Below are 19,092 nucleotides of genomic sequence, written 5' to 3'. Positions count from 1 at the left end.
GGCCGACGCTATCATCTAGGGATTCTGGTTTGTCAGGAAACTTGCGTCACCCGTGGCGTTTTACGATCACCGATCCTACGGAATACCCGGCCCCGAAAGAGCAGATCAGACCGACTTCGCCCTCGGCGAAATCTTCAGAATATTTTGAAAACGCAATGATCGAACCAGCCGAGGACGTGTTGGCATAGTCCTGTAGGATGTTGGGCTGTTCTTCTGGCGCAGGCTCGCGACCCAGAACTTTCTTCCCGATGAAATCGTTCATCGTTTTGTTGGCTTGATGCAGCCACAGCCGTTTTAGGTTTTCGCTGTTGACACCCTCGGATTCCATATGGTCGGCGATGTGCTTGCTGACCATCGGCAAAACTTCTTTGAACACCTTCCGACCATTCTGCATGAACTGCATGTCGCGGCGATCCTCCAGCCCAGCAGGGCGGGTACGGCGCAGAAATCCGTTGTTGTTGCGGATGTTGTTCGAGAACTCGGTGGCACAACGTGTCGAGAGGATCTCGAAATGCGGGCCGTCCGCGTCTTCGATCCGCTCGATCAAGGTTGCCGTTGCGACATCGCCAAAGATGAAGTGGCAATCCCGGTCACGCCATTCCAGATGTCCGGTGCAAATTTCGGGGTTCACGACCAGCGCACTTTTGACCGAGCCTGACCGGACCATGTCGGCGGCGGCCTGAATACCGAAGGTGGCCGAAGAACAGGCGACATTCATATCAAAGCCAAAGCCGTTTATGCCCAGTGCCTGCTGAATCTCGATCGCAATAGCGGGGTACGCGCGCTCGTGGTTAGAGGCTGCGCAGATCACCAGATCGACGTCTTCCGCCGTGCGCCCGGCTTGCGCCAGTGCTTTCTTGCAGGCGTCCACGGCCATTTCGGTCATGATGCCCAACTCGTCATCGCTGCGTTGACGCAGAAGGGGGTGCATGACGTCGGGGTCCAGGACACCGCTTTTGTCCATCACGTAACGGTTTTCGATACCAGAGGCTTTCAGGATGAACTCCTCGGACGAATGTTGCATAGGCTCCATCTCACCTGCTGCAATAGCGTCTGCATTCTTGGCGTTCATCTTGTCGGCATAAGCATTGAACGCCGTAACGAGTTCAGCGTTCGTGATAACGTTCTCTGGTGTGAAGACACCGGTGCCGGTGATAGCTGGCGTGTACATGACAGTCCCTGGAAATCTCGAATTTGCCCAAAATGCAGTCAACTTGGGGTTAGTTCAAGGTAGATTGACCCAAGGGAATATCAAAGAATAAAGGCAAATCCACTTCACTTGTTGAATATTTCATTTTTCGAAGTATATCGCGACAACGAACTCTGAAACGGATTCGGCCTATGACCCTTGATGACAGTGAAATTGTAAATCGGCTTAGCCCTGAAATGCAGGCGATGCTGGGGGTGTATGCGCTCTACTGGAAGCTGCAGGAAAGCCTGGACCTTATCGATGTCGAGCTGAGCCAACAGGAATGCCACATGATGATCAAGCTTGATCAGCCAAAACGTATGGGCGTTTTGGCGGCGGACATGTTGACTGTGCCATCGACCATTACCTCAACCGCCGACGCGCTTGAGGCGGCGGGTTACCTGAAACGTCAGCGTGACCCGGAAGACCGGCGCGCGTGGCTGTTGGTTCTGTCAGGCAAGGGGCTGGAAATGCGACAGAAGATTCTGTCTGAGGCAGGCGAGCTGTTTCACCGGGCGTCAGGTCTGAATGACGCCGAAACCGCTGAATTCGCGCGGCTTGCCCGGAAAATCCGCGAAAACATTCTGAAAACAGGAATTCCTGAGGGATTGACGAAATGAAGATCTTCTCCGCTCTGAGCGTTGCTCTGATGATACTTGCGACACCTTTGGCCGCGCAGGACACTGCGAAACCGGTCAAGCTCATGGTGGTTCAGGAAACGTCTCCTGGATTTTCGCGTCAGTTTTTTGGCCGGGTTGCAGCCCGGCAGACGGTCGATCTGGCTTTTCAAGTGGCCGGGCAGATCGTCCAACTTCCCGTCACCGAGGGTTTCGTGATCCCCAAAGATGAATTGATCGCGCAGTTGGATCAGGAACCGTTCCAACGCCGGTATGACCGGGCCGTGCTGCAAAAGGATCAGGCGGATCGCACCTTGGCGCGTCTGTCGCGTTTGCGGGGGACTGCAGCCAGCCAGGTGGCCGTGGATGACGCTGAAACCGCCGCGCAGCTTGCTGAAATTGCAGTGCGCGATGCGCAATACGATCTGGAACAGGCCACTCTGACGGCACCGTTTGACGCTCTGGTTTCAAGTCGTGCGGTCGAATCCTTTACCACTGTGTCGGCCGGAACCCCGATCGTGCGTATTCACGACATGTCCGAACTGCGGATCGAAGTCGACGTGCCCGAGATTCTTTTCCAGCGCTCGGGCCAGCAGGATGACATCGAAATCACCGCCAAATTCCCTGTCAGCGACGAGGTCTTTCCGTTGCAGATCCGTGAATTCGATGCAGAATCGTCGAGCGTGGGGCAGACATTTCGCATCCAGTTTGGGCTAACTCCTCCTGAAGGGTTGCAAATTCTGCCCGGATCGTCGGTGACGGTAAACGTGCAGGTGCAGGATCACCGCACAGGCATCATCGTGCCCTCTACCGCTATTGTCGCCGATGCTGAGGGCGCGTTGGGCGTCATGGTGTTTTCGCCTGTTGGTGCAGATGAAGGCACCATTCGCCGTGCTCCGGTCACGATCGAGCCAACGCAATCCGGTGATGTCCGCGTCCTGACAGGTCTAAACAGCGGGGATGAGATCGTTGTTGCCGGGGGTGGCGCGCTGACCGACGGACAGGCCGTGCGCCGCTTTGTCGGCTTTGCGAACTGAGGGCTGACGGATGAACATTGCACGCGCATCCATCGACCGCCCGATCTACACTTGGCTGATCATCCTGATTGCCTTGCTTGGCGGTATCTGGGGGTTCTTGTCGCTGGGTCGGCTTGAGGATCCGGCCTTCACCATCAAGAACGCGGTCATTTCCACTCAATATCCCGGTGCTACGGCAGAGCAAGTCGCGCTGGAAGTGTCCGAACCTTTGGAATCGGCCATTCAGCAGATGGGCGAGGTTGATACAATTACTTCGATCAACCAGCCCGGTTTCTCGCTGATCGAGGTTGAAATCAAATCCACCTATGACGGCACGGAACTGCCTGATGTGTGGACCAAACTGCGCGCCAAGATGCGTGACGCCGCAGGACAACTGCCTTCGGGCGTAGGTGAGCCGCGGGTCAATGACGGCTTTGGCGATGTGTTTGGATTGTTCTACGCCGTGACTGCGGACGGGTTCTCTGACGCCGAAAAGCACGAGCTTTCAACCTTTTTGCGCCGCGAATTGCTGACTGTCGAAGGCGTGGCCGATGTCGAGGTGATGGGACTGCCTGAGGAGGCAATCTTCGTCGAGCCTGATCTGGCGATCACGGTGAACCAGAACGTGCCTATTCAGGCGATCAACCAAGCCATTGCCAATGCAGACTCGGTGAATGCGTCGGGCTCGGTCAGAACCGAGAATGAACGAACAACCATTCTGACAGCAGAAGGGTCCGACAGTGTTTCAGCCATTGCTGGTCTGTCCGTGGGGTCTCAGGGGCAGGTGATCAACCTGTTTGACATGTCCGACGTCTATCGCGGGCGTCAAACCGATCCAGACGTCGTCATCCGCTTTGACGGGTCCGAGGCTTTCACGCTGGGCATTGCTGGCCTGTCGTCGGAAAATATTGTCGAGGTCGGCAAGCGGGCCGACGCCAAGTTTGCCGAGCTGGATTCTCAGGTTCCGTTCGGCGTGGAAATCCAGCCGATCTATCAGCAACATGTCGTGGTTGAACAAGCCTCGAACGATTTCCTCGTGAATCTCGCGCTGTCCGTAACCATTGTGGTTGCAGTGCTGGCGCTGTTCATGGGGTGGCGCGCGGCGATCGTTGTCGGCACGACCCTGTTGCTAACCGTTGTCGGCACGCTTCTGTTCATGTCGATCTTCTCGATCGAGATGGAGAGGATTTCGCTGGGCGCGCTGATCATCGCAATGGGGATGTTGGTGGACAATGCCATCGTGGTTGCCGAGGGCATGCAGATCGCGATGTTGCGGGGCAAGACCTCACGCGAGGCCGCGGACGAGGCTGCATCCAAGACGCAGATACCGCTGTTGGGTGCTACGATCATCGGGATCATGGCCTTTGCGGGTATCGGCCTCAGCCCTGATGCGACAGGCGAATTCCTGTTCTCGCTATTTGCCGTGATAGGTATCTCGCTGCTTCTGAGCTGGGTGCTGGCGCTGACCGTAACCCCGCTGCTGGGTCACTACTTTTTCAAGCAGGGGAAAGAGGGCGCAGTGGACGCTTATGGTGGAATCATGTTCCGCATCTACGGCACTATCCTGCGCTGGGCGTTGCGGTTCCGCTGGCTGGTGATTGCCGGTCTGGTTGGGGTGACAGTCGCCTGTTTCGCCGGTTTTGGTCTTGTGAAGCAGCAGTTTTTCCCTGACTCCAACACGCCTTTGTTTTTCGTCCACTACAAGCTGCCGCAGGGCACTCCGATCTCTCGGACCTCAGAGGATATGGCTGTGTTTGAAGCCTGGCTTGCCGAGCGTGAAGAAGTGGTTTCTGTCACGACATTCGTGGGGCAGGGGGCGACCCGTTTTCTTCTGACCTATTCCGCGGAAAAGCCTAACCCGAGCTACGGCCATCTGATCATCCGCACAAAAACGCTGGATGATATTCCGCCGTTGCAGGCGGAGCTCGAGGCCTTTGGTACGGCCCAGTTCCCAGAGGGCGAATTCCGGACCCGGCGTCTGGTATTTGGTCCCGGTGGCGGCGATCCAATTCAGGCACGTTTCTCGGGCAGTGACCCGGCCGTATTGCGGCAGCTTGCGGATGAGGCCGTTTTGCGGATGCGAGACGCGTCGGACAACGTTCTGAACGTGCACCACGATTGGCGCGAGAAGGAACTCGTGGTGCAGCCGATCTATGCGACCGAACGGGCGCAGACCGCCGGAGTCACGCGCGAGGATATTGCCGCCACGCTGCAATTCTCGACAGACGGGATATCTGGCGGCATGTTGCGCGAACGCGATCGCCTGATCCCGATTATTCTGCGGCGACCCGCAGACGGAGATTACTCGATCGTCGATCAGGTGGTTTTCTCGGATCAATCCGGAAAGTTCGTCCCCATCGAGCAAATGGTTGACGGGTTTGAATACAAGGCTGTGAACACGTTGGTACATCGCCGCGACAGGGTGCTGACCGTCACAGTCGGGGCGGATATCCCGTCTGACCTGACGGCGGCGCAGGTTCATTCCGAAGTGCGCAGCGCCATTGAAACCATGGACCTTCCGACCGGCTATCGCATGGAGTGGGGTGGTGAGTTTGAAAATGCGGGGGACGCGAATGAAAGCCTTGGCCGGCAGTTGCCTCTGAGCCTGCTGATCATGGTCTTGATCTCTGTTTTGATCTTCAACGCCGTTCGCCAGCCGATCATTATCTGGTTGCTTGTGCCGATGTCGGTCAACGGCGTGGTGATCGGCCTGTTGGGAACCGGTCTGCCGTTCACCTTTACAGCCCTGTTGGGCCTGCTCAGCCTGTCCGGTATGCTGATCAAGAACGGGATCGTTCTGGTCGAAGAAATCGACCTTGTCCGCGAAACCGGCAAGGGGCTGCGCGAGTCGATCATCGAAGCGTCGGTCTCGCGGCTGCGTCCGGTGATGCTGGCGGCGATCACCACAATTCTTGGCATGGCGCCGTTGTTGACAGATGCGTTCTTCAAGTCGATGGCGGTGACGATCATGGGAGGACTGGCCTTTGCCACCATACTGACGATGGTCGCTGCGCCAGTGTTCTACTTGGTGTTCTTTCTACCAGAGGATAGGCGAAAGAAGGCTCCGCAACCTGTTGTTTAAATGAAAAACCCCCGGTCGATGACCGGGGGTTTTGCTTTATTCTGGTTTGGGCGGTGAGGTCAGCCCTGCAGGGACTTGACCTCAACATCGCCTTCGGCCTGCGCCTTGATCGCCAAGGCTGCCGCATGGCTGGCGGCCGCCGTAGTGAAGTAGGGGATCTTGTCATAAAGCGCGATCGAGCGGATGGCCTTGCTGTCCTCGACCGCCTGTGCGCCCTCGGTGGTGTTCATCACCAACTGCACTTGACCATCTTTCAGCATGTCTGCCACGTCCGGGCGGCCCTCATAGACCTTGTTGACCACGTCGCAGGCCACACCTTTTTCCGCCAGCCACGATTGCGTGCCGCGTGTGGCGACCAGCGAGAAGCCCTGTGCGGTCAGCACCTGTGCGGCCTCCAGCATTGCAGAGGTCTTGTCGGCATCCTTGATCGAGATAAATGCGCGGCCCTCGGAGGGCAGAACCATTCCGGCCCCCATCTGCGCCTTGAGGAAGGCGCGCGGGAAGTCACGGTCCCAGCCCATGACCTCGCCGGTGGAACGCATTTCCGGCCCCAGAATGGTGTCGACACCGGGGAAGCGGGCAAAGGGCAGTACGGCCTCTTTCACCGAGAACCACGGCATGTCCGGGTCGGCCAGAGTCATCTGGTCGGCGATCTTGGTGTCCTGACCCTCTTTGTATGCAGGGCGCATCGGGAAGGCCGAGAGTTTTTCACCCGCCATGATGCGCGCCGCAATGGACGCGATTGCGCTGTCGGTGGCTTTTGCGACAAACGGCACCGTGCGCGAGGCGCGCGGGTTCACTTCGATCAGGTAAATCTTGCCATCCTTAATCGCGAACTGCACGTTCATCAGGCCCACAACGTTCAGCGCCTTGGCCAGTTTGAACGCCTGATCCTTGATCTGGTCGAGGATATCCTTGGACAGCGAATAGGGCGGCAACGAACAGGCCGAGTCGCCCGAATGTACGCCGGCTTCTTCGATATGCTGCATGATGCCAGCGACGTGTACATCGGTGCCGTCGCACAGCGCGTCCACGTCCAGTTCAACCGCTCCGGCCAGATAGCTGTCCAGCAGAACGGGGCTGTCGCCCGAGACCACGACGGCCTCGTTTATGTAGCGCTTCAACTGCTCCATATCGCGCACGATTTCCATCGCGCGCCCGCCCAGAACGTATGAGGGGCGGATGACCAGCGGGAAGCCGATCTCGTCCGCGATCTCAAGCGCCTGTTCGTCGGTCGAGGCGATACCGTTCTTGGGCTGTTTCAAACCCAGATCGTTGACCAGAGCCTGGAACCGTTCACGGTCTTCGGCCAGGTCAATCGCGTCGGGCGTGGTGCCGAGGATCGGAATGCCCTCAGCCTCGAGCGCATTGGCCAGTTTCAGCGGCGTTTGACCGCCGAACTGAACGATTACACCGTGCAGCGTGCCGTTTTCCTGTTCTTTCGTCAGGATTTCCATGACGTGTTCAAAGGTCAGCGGCTCGAAATACAGACGGTCCGAGGTGTCATAGTCGGTGCTGACCGTCTCGGGGTTGCAGTTGACCATGATGGTCTCATAGCCCGCTTCGGTCAGTGCGAAACAGGCGTGACAGCAACAATAGTCAAACTCGATCCCCTGACCGATCCGGTTTGGGCCACCGCCCAGAATGACAACCTTTTTCCGGTCGCTCGGGCGCGCCTCACATTCGACTTCACCCATCATCGGGGCTTCGTAGGTCGAGTACATATAGGGCGTCTGCGCCTCGAACTCGGCGGCGCAGGTGTCGATACGTTTGAATACGGCCTTAACGCCCAGATTGCGGCGGGCGCGGCGGACGTTGTCCTCATCCCGGCCGGTCAGGTTGCCCAAACGCGCGTCGGTGAAACCAAGCATCTTGAGTTTGCGGATGCCTTCCTCGGTGACGGGCAGGCCGTCTTTGCGAATCTGACGCTCGGCTTCGATGATCTCGCGGATGCGGGCCAGGAACCACGGGTCGAACTTGGTTACACCAAAGATTTCGTCGTCGGTCAGGCCGTGGCGCATGGCCTGCGCAATGGTGCGCAGACGATCCGGCGTTTGCTGACTGATCGCCTTGATGACGGCGGCCTTGTCATCAGCTTCGTCCCACAGACCCACGTTCAGGCCGGGAATTTCGATTTCATCAAATCCGGTCAGACCCGACTCCATCGAGGCCAGAGCCTTTTGCATCGATTCGTGGATCGTGCGACCGATGGACATGGCCTCTCCCACCGACTTCATCGCGGTGGTCAGGTAGGGCTCGGACCCCGGGAATTTCTCGAAGGCGAATTTCGGGATTTTTGTCACGACATAGTCAATGGTCGGCTCGAACGAGGCGGGCGTGACCTTGGTAATGTCGTTGTCCAACTCGTCCAGCGTGTAGCCCACGGCCAGTTTTGCTGCGATCTTGGCAATCGGGAAACCGGTTGCCTTGGACGCCAGCGCCGACGAGCGCGACACGCGCGGGTTCATCTCGATTACAACCATCCGGCCATCGTCCGGGTTGATGGCCCATTGTACGTTCGACCCGCCGGTTTCGACCCCGATCTCGCGCAGCACGGCAATCGAGTGATTGCGCATGATCTGATATTCTTTGTCGGTCAGCGTCAGGGCAGGGGCCACGGTGATCGAGTCCCCGGTATGCACACCCATCGGGTCCACGTTTTCGATGGAACAGACGATGATAGCGTTGTCGGCGGTGTCGCGGACCACCTCCATCTCATACTCTTTCCAACCCAGCAGGCTTTCGTCGATCAGGATTTGGCCAACAGGGGAGGCATCCATACCTGTGCGGCAAATATGGATATAATCCTCGCGGTTATAGGCCACGCCGCCACCGGTGCCGCCCAGTGTAAAGGCGGGACGGATGATGGCTGGCAGGCCGACCGTTTCGAGTGTCTCCAAAGCCAGCGCCACACCTGCGTCCAGGTCTTTCTTGCCGTCCGCGTCCTTGGGGGCTGTTACGATCTCGGCCTTGGGGTTTTCGATGCCCAGCCGGTCCATCGCTTCGCGGAACAGGGCGCGGTCTTCGGCCATTTCGATGGCGTCGCGCTTGGCGCCGATCATCTCAACGCCGAATTTATCCAGAACGCCCATTTCCTCGAGCGCGAGCGACGTGTTCAGACCGGTCTGACCGCCCATGGTGGGCAGCAGGGCGTCTGGGCGCTCTTTCTCGATGATCTTGGCGACAACCTCGGGGGTGATCGGCTCGATATAGGTGGCATCGGCCAGACCGGGATCAGTCATGATGGTGGCCGGGTTTGAGTTCACCAGGATAACCCGATACCCTTCTTCCCGCAGCGCTTTACACGCTTGCGCGCCGGAATAGTCGAACTCGCAGGCTTGACCAATAACAATGGGGCCCGCCCCAATGATCATGATCGACTGGATGTCGGTTCTTCTGGGCATGGCCACGTTCCTTCGATTGTTCGCGAGTCAGGGCGCCCCCAAGCGCCCAAATTGTCCTGCGTTATAGGGACCGCGCGAAAAGGTTCAAGGGGTATCGGAAACGGCGGCGAAATTGCCGCTTTCCCCTCTTTCCCTTGCCGCCTTATCCTCTATACCGCGCAGCACGGCAAATGAGGATGCACTTGCGTATTCGTTTTGATCATGGCCCGGCGGGGCCGGGAACCAGTTTTGACAGGCCCGCCAATGTGATCCGCGCTGACACGGCGGAGGATGTGCCCCAGGCGTTGGCGGCGCTGGATGCAGCGCGCGCCGAAGGCGGGTGGTTGGCAGGCTATGCGAGTTACGAGCTGGGATATGTGCTGGAGCCTCGCCTTGCAGCCCGGATGCCGGACAACCGCCGCCTGCCTTTGCTGTGTTTCGGTGTTTACGACGCGCCGGTTCGCAACGATCTGCCAGCCGCCAGTGGTGGAATCACCGGGTTTGTGCCGCGCTGGGACGAGGCACGATACGCCCGCGCGTTTCAGCAGGTCCACGACGCCATCGGCGCAGGCGACATCTATCAGGCCAATCTGACCTTTCCGATCGATCTGACAGTCGAGGGCGACAGCGCCGCTTTATACGCCGCACTTGCGTCAGGTCAGCCGGTGGGGCACGGCGCGCTTGTACAGCAGGACGGCCTGCCCGATCTGCTTAGCCGCTCGCCCGAGCTGTTCTTTCGTACCGATACGGACCGTGGGATCGAAACGCGCCCGATGAAGGGTACTCAGCCCCGCAGCGAGGATATGGCCGAGGACGCGCGACGTCGCGAATTTTTGTCAGTGGACCAAAAGAACCGGGCCGAAAACCTGATGATCGTAGACTTGCTGCGCAACGATATCAGCCGTGTCGCGCTGCCCGGCTCGGTCAAAGTGCCCGAGCTGTTCAAGGTCGAGACCTATGCGACCGTGCACCAGATGATCTCATTGGTGCAGGCGCAGTTGCATCTGGGGGCCGAGCTGTCGGATATCCTGATGGCCTTGTTCCCCTGCGGCTCGATCACTGGCGCGCCCAAGATCCGCGCGATGGAGATTCTGTCCGACCTCGAGCCCTGGCCGCGCGATATCTATTGTGGTGCGATCGGTTGGGCGGCCCCGGATGGGCGGTCAGAATTCAACGTGGCAATCCGCACGTTGATGGTCGAGGATGGCAAGGCGACCTTAAACGTGGGTGGCGGCGTCGTCTGGGACAGCACCGCCCCGTCAGAATATGAGGAGGCGCTATGGAAGGCCCGCTTCGCCCGCCAGATGACCCTGACTTCCGCATAATCGAAACGCTGGCATTCCGGCCGGAGCAGGGCTTTGTGCGCCGTGATCGTCATCTGGCGCGGATGGGCCGCACCGCCAAGGCGTTGGGGATACCGTTCGGAACGCAAGAGGCAGAGGAGGCGCTGGATCGTGTCGCCGGGACTTCGCCTTTGCGCTGTCGTTTGACCTTGGCTGCGAACGGCGAGTTTGAGGTTACGACTGGGGCTTTGGCCGAGAACCCTCCGGTCTGGCGGGTGGCTGTGGCGGATCAGCGCCTGACAGCCTCGGATATCTGGCTGCAACATAAGACAACGCAACGGGCGCTTTATGATACGGCCCGCGCTGCGCTGCCCAAGGGGATCGACGAGTTTCTGTTTCTCAATGACCGCGAAGAACTGTGCGAGGGCACGATCACCAACCTGTTCTTGCTCATGCCGGATGGTCGTTGCCTGACGCCCGCGCTATCCAGCGGTTTGCTGCCCGGCATCCTGCGCGAAGAATTGCTTGATAATAAACAAGTTGCCGAGGCCGCTCTGACCTTGACCGATCTGCGAAATGCGGAAAAAGTCTTCGTAGGAAATTCCTTGCGTGGTCTGATCCGAGCGGAGTTGGCGGCAGAGTGAGCAAACAAACCGATTGGGCCGACCGCGCGGCACCGCTTTTGCGGTTGCGAATGGAGTTTGGGCTGTTCTTCGTGGCGGTCCCGGTTCTGATCGCGGTGTTCTTCCCGCCGAATTGGATGTTCCCATCCCTGTTCACCTTTGCGGCGCTGGGCATATTGCTTTTGCACTATACGCCGGGCTTTGCCTGGGCTGAGCTGCGATACAACTGGCGTAACTGGTCTTGGGGCGAAGTGGCAATTTTTGCCATCGCAATGACGGTATTTTGCAGCGCGCTTGTGATGTCCACGAAGCCCGAGGCCGCATTCGTTCTACTGCGCAACCGGCCCGAGTTTCTGATCGTCATCTGGACTTTCTATCCTTTGATCTCGGCATTGCCGCAGGAATTGCTGTTCCGCGTCCTGTTTTACCGCCGATACCACGCGATCCTGCCGGATGGCCGCGCCTTTTACCTGCTGAATGCGTCCCTGTTTTCACTGGCTCACCTAATGTATTGGAGCTGGATCGTTGCCATCATGACCTTTGGTGGCGGGCTGCTGTTCACATGGGCCTATCGCAGACGCGGCTCGTTTTTCTACGCGGTGCTGCTGCACGCGATTGCAGGGAACATCATCTTTGCGGCGGGTCTGGGCATCTATTTCTACTCGGGCAACGTGCAAAGGCCGTTTTGACGGGCTGACCCACCTTGACTTTCCAAGCCTGACAGGGTGTATCGGCGCGACGAATTCTGCGCCCGAAGGGATATGATCCATGCACGCCTATCGCAGCCACACCTGCGCCGCTCTGACCGCCGCCAATGTTGGTGAAACCGTCCGCCTGTCCGGTTGGGTGCATCGTGTCCGAGATCACGGCGGCGTGCTGTTCATCGACCTGCGCGATCATTTCGGAGTGACACAAGTTCTGTGCGACGGTGACAGCGCTGCCTTCGCCGAGCTGGAGAAGGTCCGCTCGGAATGGTGTATCCGCATCGACGGAACCGTCAAGGCACGTGACCCGGAACTGGTGAACCCGAAACTGCCCACTGGCGAGGTTGAGGTTTACGTGCGCGAGTTGGAAGTGCTGGGCGCGGCCGACGAACTGCCGCTGATGGTGTTCGGCGATCAGGAATACCCGGAGGAAACCCGCCTGCGCTATCGCTATCTGGACCTGCGCCGTGAGGCGATGCAGCAGAACATGACCCTGCGCTCGGACGTCGTGTCCTCGATGCGCAAACGCATGTGGGATCAGGGCTTCCGCGAATACCAGACGCCGATCATCACGGCCTCGTCCCCCGAAGGTGCGCGCGACTTTCTGGTGCCCTCGCGCCTGCATCCGGGCAAGTTCTACGCGCTGCCGCAGGCACCTCAGCAGTTCAAGCAGCTGATCATGGTGTCGGGCTTCGATAAGTATTTCCAGATTGCGCCGTGTTTCCGTGATGAAGACCCGCGCGCCGACCGCTCGCCCACCGATTTCTACCAGCTTGACCTTGAGATGTCCTTTGTCGAGCAGCAGGACGTGTTCGACACAATCCAGCCCGTTCTGACCGGTGTGTTCGAGGAATTCGGCGGTGGCCGCAAGGTGGATCAGGAGTGGCCGCAAATCTCCTACAAGGACGCGGCCCTGTGGTACGGCACCGACAAGCCGGACCTGCGTAACCCTATTAAAATGCAAGTGGTCTCCGACCACTTCCGCGGGTCTGGCTTCGCGATTTTCGCGAAGCTGCTAGAGCAGGAAGGCACCGAAATTCGCGCGATCCCAGCGCCGAGTGGTGGCAGCCGTAAGTTCTGTGACCGTATGAACGCGTTCGCTCAGAAAGAGGGTCTGCCGGGGATGGGCTACATCTTCTGGCGCGATCAGGGCGAAGGGATGGAGGCCGCAGGACCGCTGGCCAAGAACATCGGCCCCGAGCGCACCGAGGCGATCCGTCAGCAGCTGGGTCTGGGTGTCGGCGATGCGGCGTTCTTCCTGGGTGGCAAGCCGAAAGCCTTTGAAAAGGTCGCCGGTAAGGCGCGCGACGTGATCGGCGAAGAACTTGGCCTCACCGAAAAAGACCGCTTTGCTTTTGCCTGGATCGTTGATTTCCCGATCTATGAGCAGGACGAGGAAACCGGCGCGATCGATTTTGAACACAACCCGTTCTCGATGCCGCAGGGCGGGATGGAGGCGCTGCAGGGTGATCCTCTGGACGTGCGCGGATATCAGTACGATCTGGCCTGTAACGGGTATGAGCTGGTCTCGGGTGCGATCCGGAACCACAAGCCGGAAATCATGCTGAAAGCCTTTGAACTGGCGGGCTATGGTGAGGATGAAGTGAAATCCCGCTTTGGTGCCTTGTTCAATGCGTTCCACTATGGCGCGCCGCCGCACGGTGGTTGTGCTGCGGGCATCGACCGGATCGTGATGCTGTTGGCGGATGAGGCCAATATCCGCGAGGTCATGATGTTCCCGATGAACCAGCGCGCCGAAGACCTGATGATGGATGCGCCGTCTGACCCGACCTCGGATCAGTTGATGGAACTGGGGCTGCGGATTATCCCCCAGGAGTAAGCCAAAACTTACCGCTGAATCGACGGCGCCTAGCCGTCGGTTCAGCCTTTCGTGACGCCTTCAAAGCTGACCGGTTCTTTCAATCGGATCGCGCAGTTTTGTCCGCGCCTGCCGAATGTTGCGGGCCGCCGTGCGAGTCTGTGCATATACCCAAATACTCAGGATTGTGGCGGTCACGAAATAGGCTGTTGCCATTCAGATCGCCTCGCGCTGTGCCAGACGGGATTGAACAATTCCAGCTAACTGCGCGACCACGGCAGTGACGGGCGTTCCGTCACACCGCGACTTCGCAAGCTGTCGTGCCGCGTCAGCCAGGACCGTGTCACCTGCGTCACGGGCCACGCCGCGCAGGAACTGCGCCGCATAGTCCAATGAGCGGTGATCATTTGGCCCGGCCAGTACATCGGCGATGTGCGCCATGTCGTCCTGATATGCCATATGGTCCGGGGTGATGACCTCATCCCGAACGGCATGAAGGCTGTGAGGGCGGCGGTCTTCGGGCAGGCGCTCCAGAATAGAAGTCTGGAAATACGCCAGAGAATTGAGAGGTTTCTCAAGAAAGCCGTCGGCTCCGGCCGCGAGTGCGGTCGGTTCGGTGTTGTCGTCGCCTGACATGCCCAAAATAGCTCCGATCCGCGGCGTGGCGTCGACCAGTTCCGCGATAAGCTCAGCGCCAGATCCGTCGGGCAGGCCCATGTCGATCAAAATGACGGATGGGCGGTAGATTTGCAGATGACGCCTGGCTGACTTCAAACAATCCGCGCGCCGAATGCGCGCGCCCGAATGAAGACACATGAGGCGGATCGCGTCGCAGGTATAGCGACTGTCCTCAACAACCAAAATCGTTTGACCCAGCAGTGGCCGTGTGGCGGTCGGCTGCGCGTGCGAAGAAATGGGGCACGAATCGTCCATGGCAGAACTCCTATTCAGCAGATGCTTGACGCTAGGAACTTCTGGCTAACACCACGTTAACGGCAATTTGGCGCACTTGTTCTTTGCTGGAACAGTCCCCATAACCGCTGCAACACTGAGAACAGAGGAGAGTTCTATGATTGGTCGCCTGAACCACGTCGCCATTGCAGTTCCCGATCTAGAGGCTGCTTCCGCCCAGTACCGCAACGCGCTGGGCGCCAAGGTCGGCGCGCCGCAGGATGAACCCGATCACGGCGTGACGGTGGTTTTTATCGAACTGCCCAACACCAAGATCGAACTTCTTTACCCGCTTGGCGATGACAGCCCAATCAATGGGTTTCTCGAAAAGAATCCTTCGGGCGGCATCCATCATGTCTGCTATGAGGTGGAAGATATCATCGCCGCGCGCGATCACCTGAAGGAAACCGGTGCCCGGGTTCTGGGGTCGGGCGAACCCAAGATCGGGGCGCACGGCAAGCCGGTCCTTTTCCTGCATCCCAAGGACTTTAATGGCTGTCTGGTCGAGCTAGAACAGGTTTAAGTCAAGTTTCGGAGTGGCGTCATGACCATCACAGCTGCACTTGTTCTGTTTGCCGTCATCTGGTTCATGACGCTGCTTATCGTTCTGCCGATCCGCATCAAGACGCAGGGCGACATGGGTGATATAGTGCCGGGCACACATGCCGGAGCGCCCGAAGTTCATCACATGAAAAAGAAGATGTGGATCACCACCGGTATATCGGTGGTGCTGTGGGCGATCATCGCGGGGATCATCATTTCTGGGGTGATCTCGGTGCGCGATTTCGATTGGCTGAACCAGTTGGAATCGCGCGATTAAGCGTCAGGGTGCCGACCCTGACAGCTTGTGGTAGATATGAGTGAACGTGGCGGCGCCTATGATGGGAATAACCAGGTTCACCAATGGCACCGACAGCGGAATCGCCATCAGAGTGCCTGCGAGCCAAATGGTAGTGGAGTGTTTGGAGCGCAGCTTGCGCGCGCCCTCGCGTCCGATCCGACGCATCGCGGCCAACGTGAAGTATTCTCGACCCAGCAGGAAGCCGTTCATTGCCCAAAAGATAAACGGGGCCAGCGGTGTGAAGATCGCGTAAAGGATCAGAGCCAAAAGGTTTGCTGCGATCAGAACACCCATAAAGCTGATGGCGTCGCGGACGCCTTCGCTGAACGGAATTCCGGGCACTTTGGGCAAGTTGGGATAGTGTTTATCCTCAACGGCTTCCGCGACCTCTTCCAGAAACATCGAGATAATGGCCGAGGCGATGGGCATCATCAGAAAAACCGGAAGAATCAGCACCACGAAGATGCCAGAATAGTTCAGCACGTCGTTGAGCCACGGCACTGCGCCGATAAAGGGCAATGAAATTTCACCACTGGATAGCCAATTGATCAGCCAGATTGCCGCCGCACAAGCGGCAATCAACAGGGCGATGGTCAGGCCGACGCCGCGCAGCAATACGGCACGGAACTTGGCATCGCCGATCTGGCCCAGGGCCGCAAAGAATGCGTTCAGGATCATCATTCGGACACCCATTCGGTCAGAGAGGCAACGTCAGGACGCGGACGTTCAGGAGGCGTGGCGCCTTCTGTTGCGATATGAATCAATCCGGCCACGCGCTCGTTGTCCTGTAGCCCGAAAACAGAGCGGCAAAATTCGGCATCATGGGTCTGCCAGCCTGACAACCAGTTCGCACCCCAGCCCGAGGCGAGCGCGGCGTTTAGCAGGCCAAGGCATACTGCCCCCGCTGAATAGGTTTGTTCGATGGCCGGAACTTTTTCGGAAGGCTTTTGCACTTCTACCACCGCAACAGCAAGATGACCCATGTCGAACTGGCTGCGGGCTTTTGCGATGTCTTCGGGGGATTTACCCAGTCGTTCTCCGCACTCCTGCGTCAAAGCCGACAGTCGTGGCATCGCGCCTTTTTCGAGGACGATAAAACGCCAGGGTTCCAGCTTGCCATGATCCGGGCTACGCGCGGCCGCAGTCAGCAACGGCATCAATTCTTCGCGCGACGGGGCCGGAGCCATAAGTGTTTTTGCAGGACGTGACCGGCGCGATTGCAGAAACTCCAAGGCGGCCGGATTCTTCAAGGACATATGTTAACTTCCTTTACATGGGCAATGTGTATCTGGTCTAACGCCTGGCGGGTTTCAAGGGCAAACGGTTGGGTCGCCCAGATCAATTTCATCCAATGGTCAGCCTTGCAAGGGCGTTTGCGGTCTGGCGGGAAGAATGACCAGACTGTAGCCGCATAACCCACTAATACTGAACAATTTGGCGACTCAGGGTGGTGTCGCGGTTGAAGCCGCGCCCCAAGCGCATCACATGGGGCGTCGTCTAAGTTTGCGACTGTTCGGGCATGAGGCGCGGGGTTGGTCTATCAACCTGGATGGGGCTTTTCGTGAATTTGATAGACGCCTTCGGGTAAGTCCAGCGCGGCTGCGAGGTCTCGTACCTGTTCGGGCGACAGGGTGATTTTCTGCACCGTGTCCGTGCGCGGGTCCAGTTGTTCCAGCGTTACACATTCAGCGAAATTATTGATAACCACATCCTCTTGCAAAGGCTTGGCGCCTTCATCCACCAGGGTGATCACCGTCGAGTCGAATTCATGCTCTATCGAAAACATAAGGCAACAGTGCAGGGCGATTGATTGCAATGCAACCCGTTCAGTCGCAATCATGCTGTGGCGGTCCCTTTGCGACCACGCTATGGTCAAATAAAACGGCAAGACCGTTTCAAAGGATGATCCATGCGCCGTCTGACCTATCTGTTGCTTCCCCTGATGCTGGCGGCCTGCGAAGCCGAAATCCTGCGCGTTCAACCGGCGGCCGAATGGCAGCAGGATACGGACGATTTCCGGGTCGAAGCTATCAAGTTTCAGGAGATCAGTCAGAAGGTCGGACAGCAAGCAAGAACAGAGTGTCTGACGCGGTCCGACGTCACCAATTGCGACTTTACGATCTTGGTTGACCTGGACCCCAAGGCTCCGGCCAATGCATTTCAGACGCTGGACGACAATAACCAGCCTGTCATCATTTTCACCCGCTCGATGATCCAGTCTGCCCAGAACCCCGATGAACTGGCTTTTGTCATGGGGCACGAGGCGGCTCATCACATCCTGCGGCATATACCTCGCCAAACCGTGAACGCACGCGAAAGCGCCGAGATTTTCGGTGAACTGGCTCGGCTGGGCGGTGCAGACGGGGCCGATGTGGAAAAGGCACAGAAACTGGGCGCGCAGGTGGGGGCGCAGGTTTACATCAAGGATTTTGAACTAGAGGCGGATCAGCTCGGTACGGTCATCACCTTCAAGGCTGGTTACAACCCCTTGATCGGGGCCAAGTATTTTGATCGCCTCCCTGATCCTGACGATAGTTTTCTGGGAACGCACCCACCCAACCAGCAGCGCGTGCAGATCGTCGTTGAAACCGCGCGCCAACTTGGGCTGACCCAATGACAGCACTGACGCGGTTGGGAGTTGTTCTGACGGATCGCGGATCGAAATATGCGGTCACCGGCGCGCCTGTGACCACGCGTGAGGATGTAGATGCCGTCTTGCAGGAACTGAAGTCAGACAAAAGCTATGCCAAGGCGACGCACAATACCTGGGCGGCTATGCTATCAACCGGCGCGTTGAAAGCCGACGATGGCGAAAGTGGCGCAGGCATGGTGATCCTGCGCATGATGGAGCGTGCGGAACTGGAGGGTCACGTCATCATCGTCACGCGGTGGTATGGCGGCAAGAAACTTGGCGGAGATCGCTTTCGCCGCGTTCAGGATGCCACACGCGCCTACCTTGATCACATAGCGGCCGGGTCTTGACCTGAGTCAAATGCCTGTGCCGGGGCATCGTCTATCCTAGAGCAAATGCGTTAGGGAAAGGATGCCGTATGCATAGCCGGGAAACGCTTAGAAAACACGCCGAACTGGTCGACCGAATGGCGAATAGGGTTGGCGTCGATTTGGAAGATGCCGCAATCCGCGGGGATGTTTCGATCGACCAAATCTCGGACGCCGTTCTTCGTTGTACCGGGTGCGCAAACCCAGATCATTGCCAAAGCTTACTGAACCGGGCCGAGATGACTGGGAATACTCCGGAATATTGTAGGAACAAGCCTCTTTTCAACCAACTGATCCCAGCATCGGACCGCTGATGCAGAGGTTGGGAGAGCTCATGACTCACATGCGGCTTGTGCTGCGTATGGGAAAGACGACGGGTACAGATGTCGTTGCCGCTCACCGGCAGGGGCGGCTGAGTCAGCAGGACTGGGCCGAAATGGTGAGGTCGTGTCAGGGATGCACGTGGGCGGCCAAGTGCCCTGAATGGCTGGACGAAAACGAAACCGTCGAACGGGCTCCGCGAACCTGCCCCAACCGCAAGAGGTTTACAGCGCTCAAGGCGCAGCACGTACGGGATGGCTGAC

20 protein-coding genes are annotated in these 19,092 nt (G+C 58.3%); 13 read left to right on the top strand and 7 right to left on the bottom strand.

What is annotated here, in order from left to right; all coding sequences use genetic code 11:
• Nucleotides 1–46 precede the first annotated feature (46 nt).
• Nucleotides 47–1,171 carry a beta-ketoacyl-ACP synthase III gene (locus ACR0LH_RS09095; protein ID WP_480720620.1) on the bottom strand — a complete coding sequence of 375 codons (1,125 nt, stop codon included), beginning with the start codon at nucleotides 1,169–1,171 and terminating at the stop codon, nucleotides 47–49.
• A 170-nt stretch (nucleotides 1,172–1,341) separates the two neighbouring features.
• Here ACR0LH_RS09095 and ACR0LH_RS09090 point away from each other — a divergent pair, with 170 nt between their 5' ends.
• The 3 genes from ACR0LH_RS09090 to ACR0LH_RS09080 are packed head-to-tail and all read left to right on the top strand — an operon-like array spanning nucleotide 1,342 to nucleotide 5,904.
• A complete protein-coding gene (locus ACR0LH_RS09090; protein ID WP_170384747.1) occupies nucleotides 1,342–1,809 on the top strand; it encodes a MarR family transcriptional regulator in 468 nt (155 codons plus the stop codon).
• Entirely contained in the window at nucleotides 1,806–2,843 is a 1,038-nt protein-coding gene (locus ACR0LH_RS09085; protein ID WP_480720619.1) for an efflux RND transporter periplasmic adaptor subunit, read from the top strand. The genes ACR0LH_RS09090 and ACR0LH_RS09085 overlap by 4 nt, the downstream gene beginning before the upstream one ends.
• A gap of 10 nt (nucleotides 2,844–2,853) precedes the next feature.
• Nucleotides 2,854–5,904: an efflux RND transporter permease subunit gene (locus ACR0LH_RS09080; RefSeq protein ID WP_480720618.1), complete on the top strand. Its 3,051-nt coding sequence runs from the start codon at nucleotides 2,854–2,856 to the stop codon at nucleotides 5,902–5,904.
• A gap of 59 nt (nucleotides 5,905–5,963) precedes the next feature.
• On the opposite strand, the gene carB is transcribed toward ACR0LH_RS09080, so the two are convergent.
• The gene (gene carB / locus ACR0LH_RS09075) at nucleotides 5,964–9,308 is read right to left on the bottom strand and encodes a carbamoyl-phosphate synthase large subunit (protein WP_480720616.1); all 3,345 of its coding nucleotides are present in this window, start codon (nucleotides 9,306–9,308) and stop codon (nucleotides 5,964–5,966) included.
• A 176-nt stretch (nucleotides 9,309–9,484) separates the two neighbouring features.
• Between carB and ACR0LH_RS09070 the strand changes: the two genes are divergently transcribed.
• From ACR0LH_RS09070 to aspS, 4 genes are all read left to right on the top strand, one after another.
• Nucleotides 9,485–10,612 (top strand): aminodeoxychorismate synthase component I, encoded by a 1,128-nt coding sequence (locus ACR0LH_RS09070; RefSeq protein WP_480720707.1) that lies wholly within the window; start codon nucleotides 9,485–9,487, stop codon nucleotides 10,610–10,612.
• Nucleotides 10,567–11,214, top strand: a complete 648-nt coding sequence (locus ACR0LH_RS09065; protein ID WP_480720615.1) for an aminotransferase class IV family protein — start codon at nucleotides 10,567–10,569, stop codon at nucleotides 11,212–11,214. The genes ACR0LH_RS09070 and ACR0LH_RS09065 overlap by 46 nt, the downstream gene beginning before the upstream one ends.
• Nucleotides 11,211–11,882, top strand: coding sequence for a CPBP family intramembrane glutamic endopeptidase (locus tag ACR0LH_RS09060; protein WP_480720613.1), 672 nt, complete (start codon nucleotides 11,211–11,213; stop codon nucleotides 11,880–11,882). The genes ACR0LH_RS09065 and ACR0LH_RS09060 overlap by 4 nt, the downstream gene beginning before the upstream one ends.
• 79 nt (nucleotides 11,883–11,961) lie before the next feature.
• A complete protein-coding gene (gene aspS / locus ACR0LH_RS09055; protein WP_480720612.1) occupies nucleotides 11,962–13,737 on the top strand; it encodes an aspartate--tRNA ligase in 1,776 nt (591 codons plus the stop codon).
• A 60-nt stretch (nucleotides 13,738–13,797) separates the two neighbouring features.
• Here aspS and ACR0LH_RS09050 read toward each other — a convergent pair whose 3' ends face one another.
• Nucleotides 13,798–13,932, bottom strand: a complete 135-nt coding sequence (locus ACR0LH_RS09050; protein ID WP_480720611.1) for a hypothetical protein — start codon at nucleotides 13,930–13,932, stop codon at nucleotides 13,798–13,800.
• Nucleotides 13,933–14,649: a response regulator gene (locus tag ACR0LH_RS09045; RefSeq protein WP_480720610.1), complete on the bottom strand. Its 717-nt coding sequence runs from the start codon at nucleotides 14,647–14,649 to the stop codon at nucleotides 13,933–13,935.
• A 136-nt stretch (nucleotides 14,650–14,785) separates the two neighbouring features.
• Between ACR0LH_RS09045 and mce the strand changes: the two genes are divergently transcribed.
• A complete protein-coding gene (mce, locus tag ACR0LH_RS09040) occupies nucleotides 14,786–15,190 on the top strand; it encodes a methylmalonyl-CoA epimerase (RefSeq protein ID WP_170384716.1) in 405 nt (134 codons plus the stop codon).
• Between the two features lie 21 nt (nucleotides 15,191–15,211).
• Nucleotides 15,212–15,487 (top strand): DUF1467 family protein, encoded by a 276-nt coding sequence (locus ACR0LH_RS09035; RefSeq protein WP_170616151.1) that lies wholly within the window; start codon nucleotides 15,212–15,214, stop codon nucleotides 15,485–15,487.
• Nucleotides 15,488–15,490: 3 nt separating this feature from the next.
• Here the strand turns inward: ACR0LH_RS09035 and ACR0LH_RS09030 are convergent, their stop codons facing one another.
• The 3 genes from ACR0LH_RS09030 to ACR0LH_RS09020 all read right to left on the bottom strand — a co-directional run bounded on the left by ACR0LH_RS09030 (nucleotide 15,491) and on the right by ACR0LH_RS09020 (nucleotide 17,294).
• Entirely contained in the window at nucleotides 15,491–16,186 is a 696-nt protein-coding gene (locus ACR0LH_RS09030; protein ID WP_480720705.1) for an EI24 domain-containing protein, read from the bottom strand.
• A complete protein-coding gene (locus tag ACR0LH_RS09025; RefSeq protein ID WP_480720608.1) occupies nucleotides 16,186–16,764 on the bottom strand; it encodes a nitroreductase family protein in 579 nt (192 codons plus the stop codon). Before ACR0LH_RS09025 ends, ACR0LH_RS09030 begins: the two co-directional genes overlap by 1 nt.
• Nucleotides 16,765–17,048: 284 nt before the next feature.
• The gene (locus ACR0LH_RS09020) at nucleotides 17,049–17,294 is read right to left on the bottom strand and encodes a hypothetical protein (protein ID WP_170384710.1); all 246 of its coding nucleotides are present in this window, start codon (nucleotides 17,292–17,294) and stop codon (nucleotides 17,049–17,051) included.
• A gap of 123 nt (nucleotides 17,295–17,417) precedes the next feature.
• Here ACR0LH_RS09020 and ACR0LH_RS09015 point away from each other — a divergent pair, with 123 nt between their 5' ends.
• From ACR0LH_RS09015 to ACR0LH_RS09000, 4 genes are all read left to right on the top strand, one after another.
• A complete protein-coding gene (locus ACR0LH_RS09015) occupies nucleotides 17,418–18,125 on the top strand; it encodes a M48 family metallopeptidase (RefSeq protein WP_170411375.1) in 708 nt (235 codons plus the stop codon).
• Nucleotides 18,122–18,490 (top strand): YigZ family protein, encoded by a 369-nt coding sequence (locus ACR0LH_RS09010; RefSeq protein ID WP_480720607.1) that lies wholly within the window; start codon nucleotides 18,122–18,124, stop codon nucleotides 18,488–18,490. Before ACR0LH_RS09015 ends, ACR0LH_RS09010 begins: the two co-directional genes overlap by 4 nt.
• A gap of 68 nt (nucleotides 18,491–18,558) precedes the next feature.
• A complete protein-coding gene (locus tag ACR0LH_RS09005; RefSeq protein WP_170484130.1) occupies nucleotides 18,559–18,822 on the top strand; it encodes a DUF6455 family protein in 264 nt (87 codons plus the stop codon).
• Entirely contained in the window at nucleotides 18,822–19,091 is a 270-nt protein-coding gene (locus ACR0LH_RS09000) for a DUF6455 family protein (RefSeq protein WP_480720606.1), read from the top strand. The genes ACR0LH_RS09005 and ACR0LH_RS09000 overlap by 1 nt, the downstream gene beginning before the upstream one ends.
• The last annotated feature ends 1 nt before the right edge of the window (nucleotide 19,092 follow it).

The sequence above is a fragment of the Ruegeria sp. CL6 genome (genome assembly GCF_056536465.1).
Note: the sequence above shows the minus strand (reverse complement) of the source record. Positions and strands in the feature narration are given on the sequence as shown.

Bases quoted from the DNA above. Each gene is read 5' to 3' on its own strand.
- ACR0LH_RS09015 (WP_170411375.1), top strand. From the start codon at position 17,418: ATGCGCCGTCTGACCTATCTGTTGCTTCCCCTGATGCTGGCGGCCTGC.
- carB (WP_480720616.1), bottom strand. From the start codon at position 9,308: ATGCCCAGAAGAACCGACATCCAGTCGATCATGATCATTGGGGCGGGC.
- ACR0LH_RS09035 (WP_170616151.1), top strand. From the start codon at position 15,212: ATGACCATCACAGCTGCACTTGTTCTGTTTGCCGTCATCTGGTTCATG.
- aspS (WP_480720612.1), top strand. From the start codon at position 11,962: ATGCACGCCTATCGCAGCCACACCTGCGCCGCTCTGACCGCCGCCAAT.
- ACR0LH_RS09080 (WP_480720618.1), top strand. From the start codon at position 2,854: ATGAACATTGCACGCGCATCCATCGACCGCCCGATCTACACTTGGCTG.
- mce (WP_170384716.1), top strand. From the start codon at position 14,786: ATGATTGGTCGCCTGAACCACGTCGCCATTGCAGTTCCCGATCTAGAG.
- ACR0LH_RS09050 (WP_480720611.1), bottom strand. From the start codon at position 13,932: ATGGCAACAGCCTATTTCGTGACCGCCACAATCCTGAGTATTTGGGTA.
- ACR0LH_RS09025 (WP_480720608.1), bottom strand. From the start codon at position 16,764: ATGTCCTTGAAGAATCCGGCCGCCTTGGAGTTTCTGCAATCGCGCCGG.
- ACR0LH_RS09005 (WP_170484130.1), top strand. From the start codon at position 18,559: ATGCATAGCCGGGAAACGCTTAGAAAACACGCCGAACTGGTCGACCGA.
- ACR0LH_RS09010 (WP_480720607.1), top strand. From the start codon at position 18,122: ATGACAGCACTGACGCGGTTGGGAGTTGTTCTGACGGATCGCGGATCG.
- ACR0LH_RS09000 (WP_480720606.1), top strand. From the start codon at position 18,822: ATGCAGAGGTTGGGAGAGCTCATGACTCACATGCGGCTTGTGCTGCGT.
- ACR0LH_RS09085 (WP_480720619.1), top strand. From the start codon at position 1,806: ATGAAGATCTTCTCCGCTCTGAGCGTTGCTCTGATGATACTTGCGACA.
- ACR0LH_RS09065 (WP_480720615.1), top strand. From the start codon at position 10,567: ATGGAAGGCCCGCTTCGCCCGCCAGATGACCCTGACTTCCGCATAATC.
- ACR0LH_RS09045 (WP_480720610.1), bottom strand. From the start codon at position 14,649: ATGGACGATTCGTGCCCCATTTCTTCGCACGCGCAGCCGACCGCCACA.
- ACR0LH_RS09090 (WP_170384747.1), top strand. From the start codon at position 1,342: ATGACCCTTGATGACAGTGAAATTGTAAATCGGCTTAGCCCTGAAATG.
- ACR0LH_RS09030 (WP_480720705.1), bottom strand. From the start codon at position 16,186: ATGATCCTGAACGCATTCTTTGCGGCCCTGGGCCAGATCGGCGATGCC.
- ACR0LH_RS09070 (WP_480720707.1), top strand. From the start codon at position 9,485: ATGCACTTGCGTATTCGTTTTGATCATGGCCCGGCGGGGCCGGGAACC.
- ACR0LH_RS09095 (WP_480720620.1), bottom strand. From the start codon at position 1,171: ATGTACACGCCAGCTATCACCGGCACCGGTGTCTTCACACCAGAGAAC.
- ACR0LH_RS09020 (WP_170384710.1), bottom strand. From the start codon at position 17,294: ATGTTTTCGATAGAGCATGAATTCGACTCGACGGTGATCACCCTGGTG.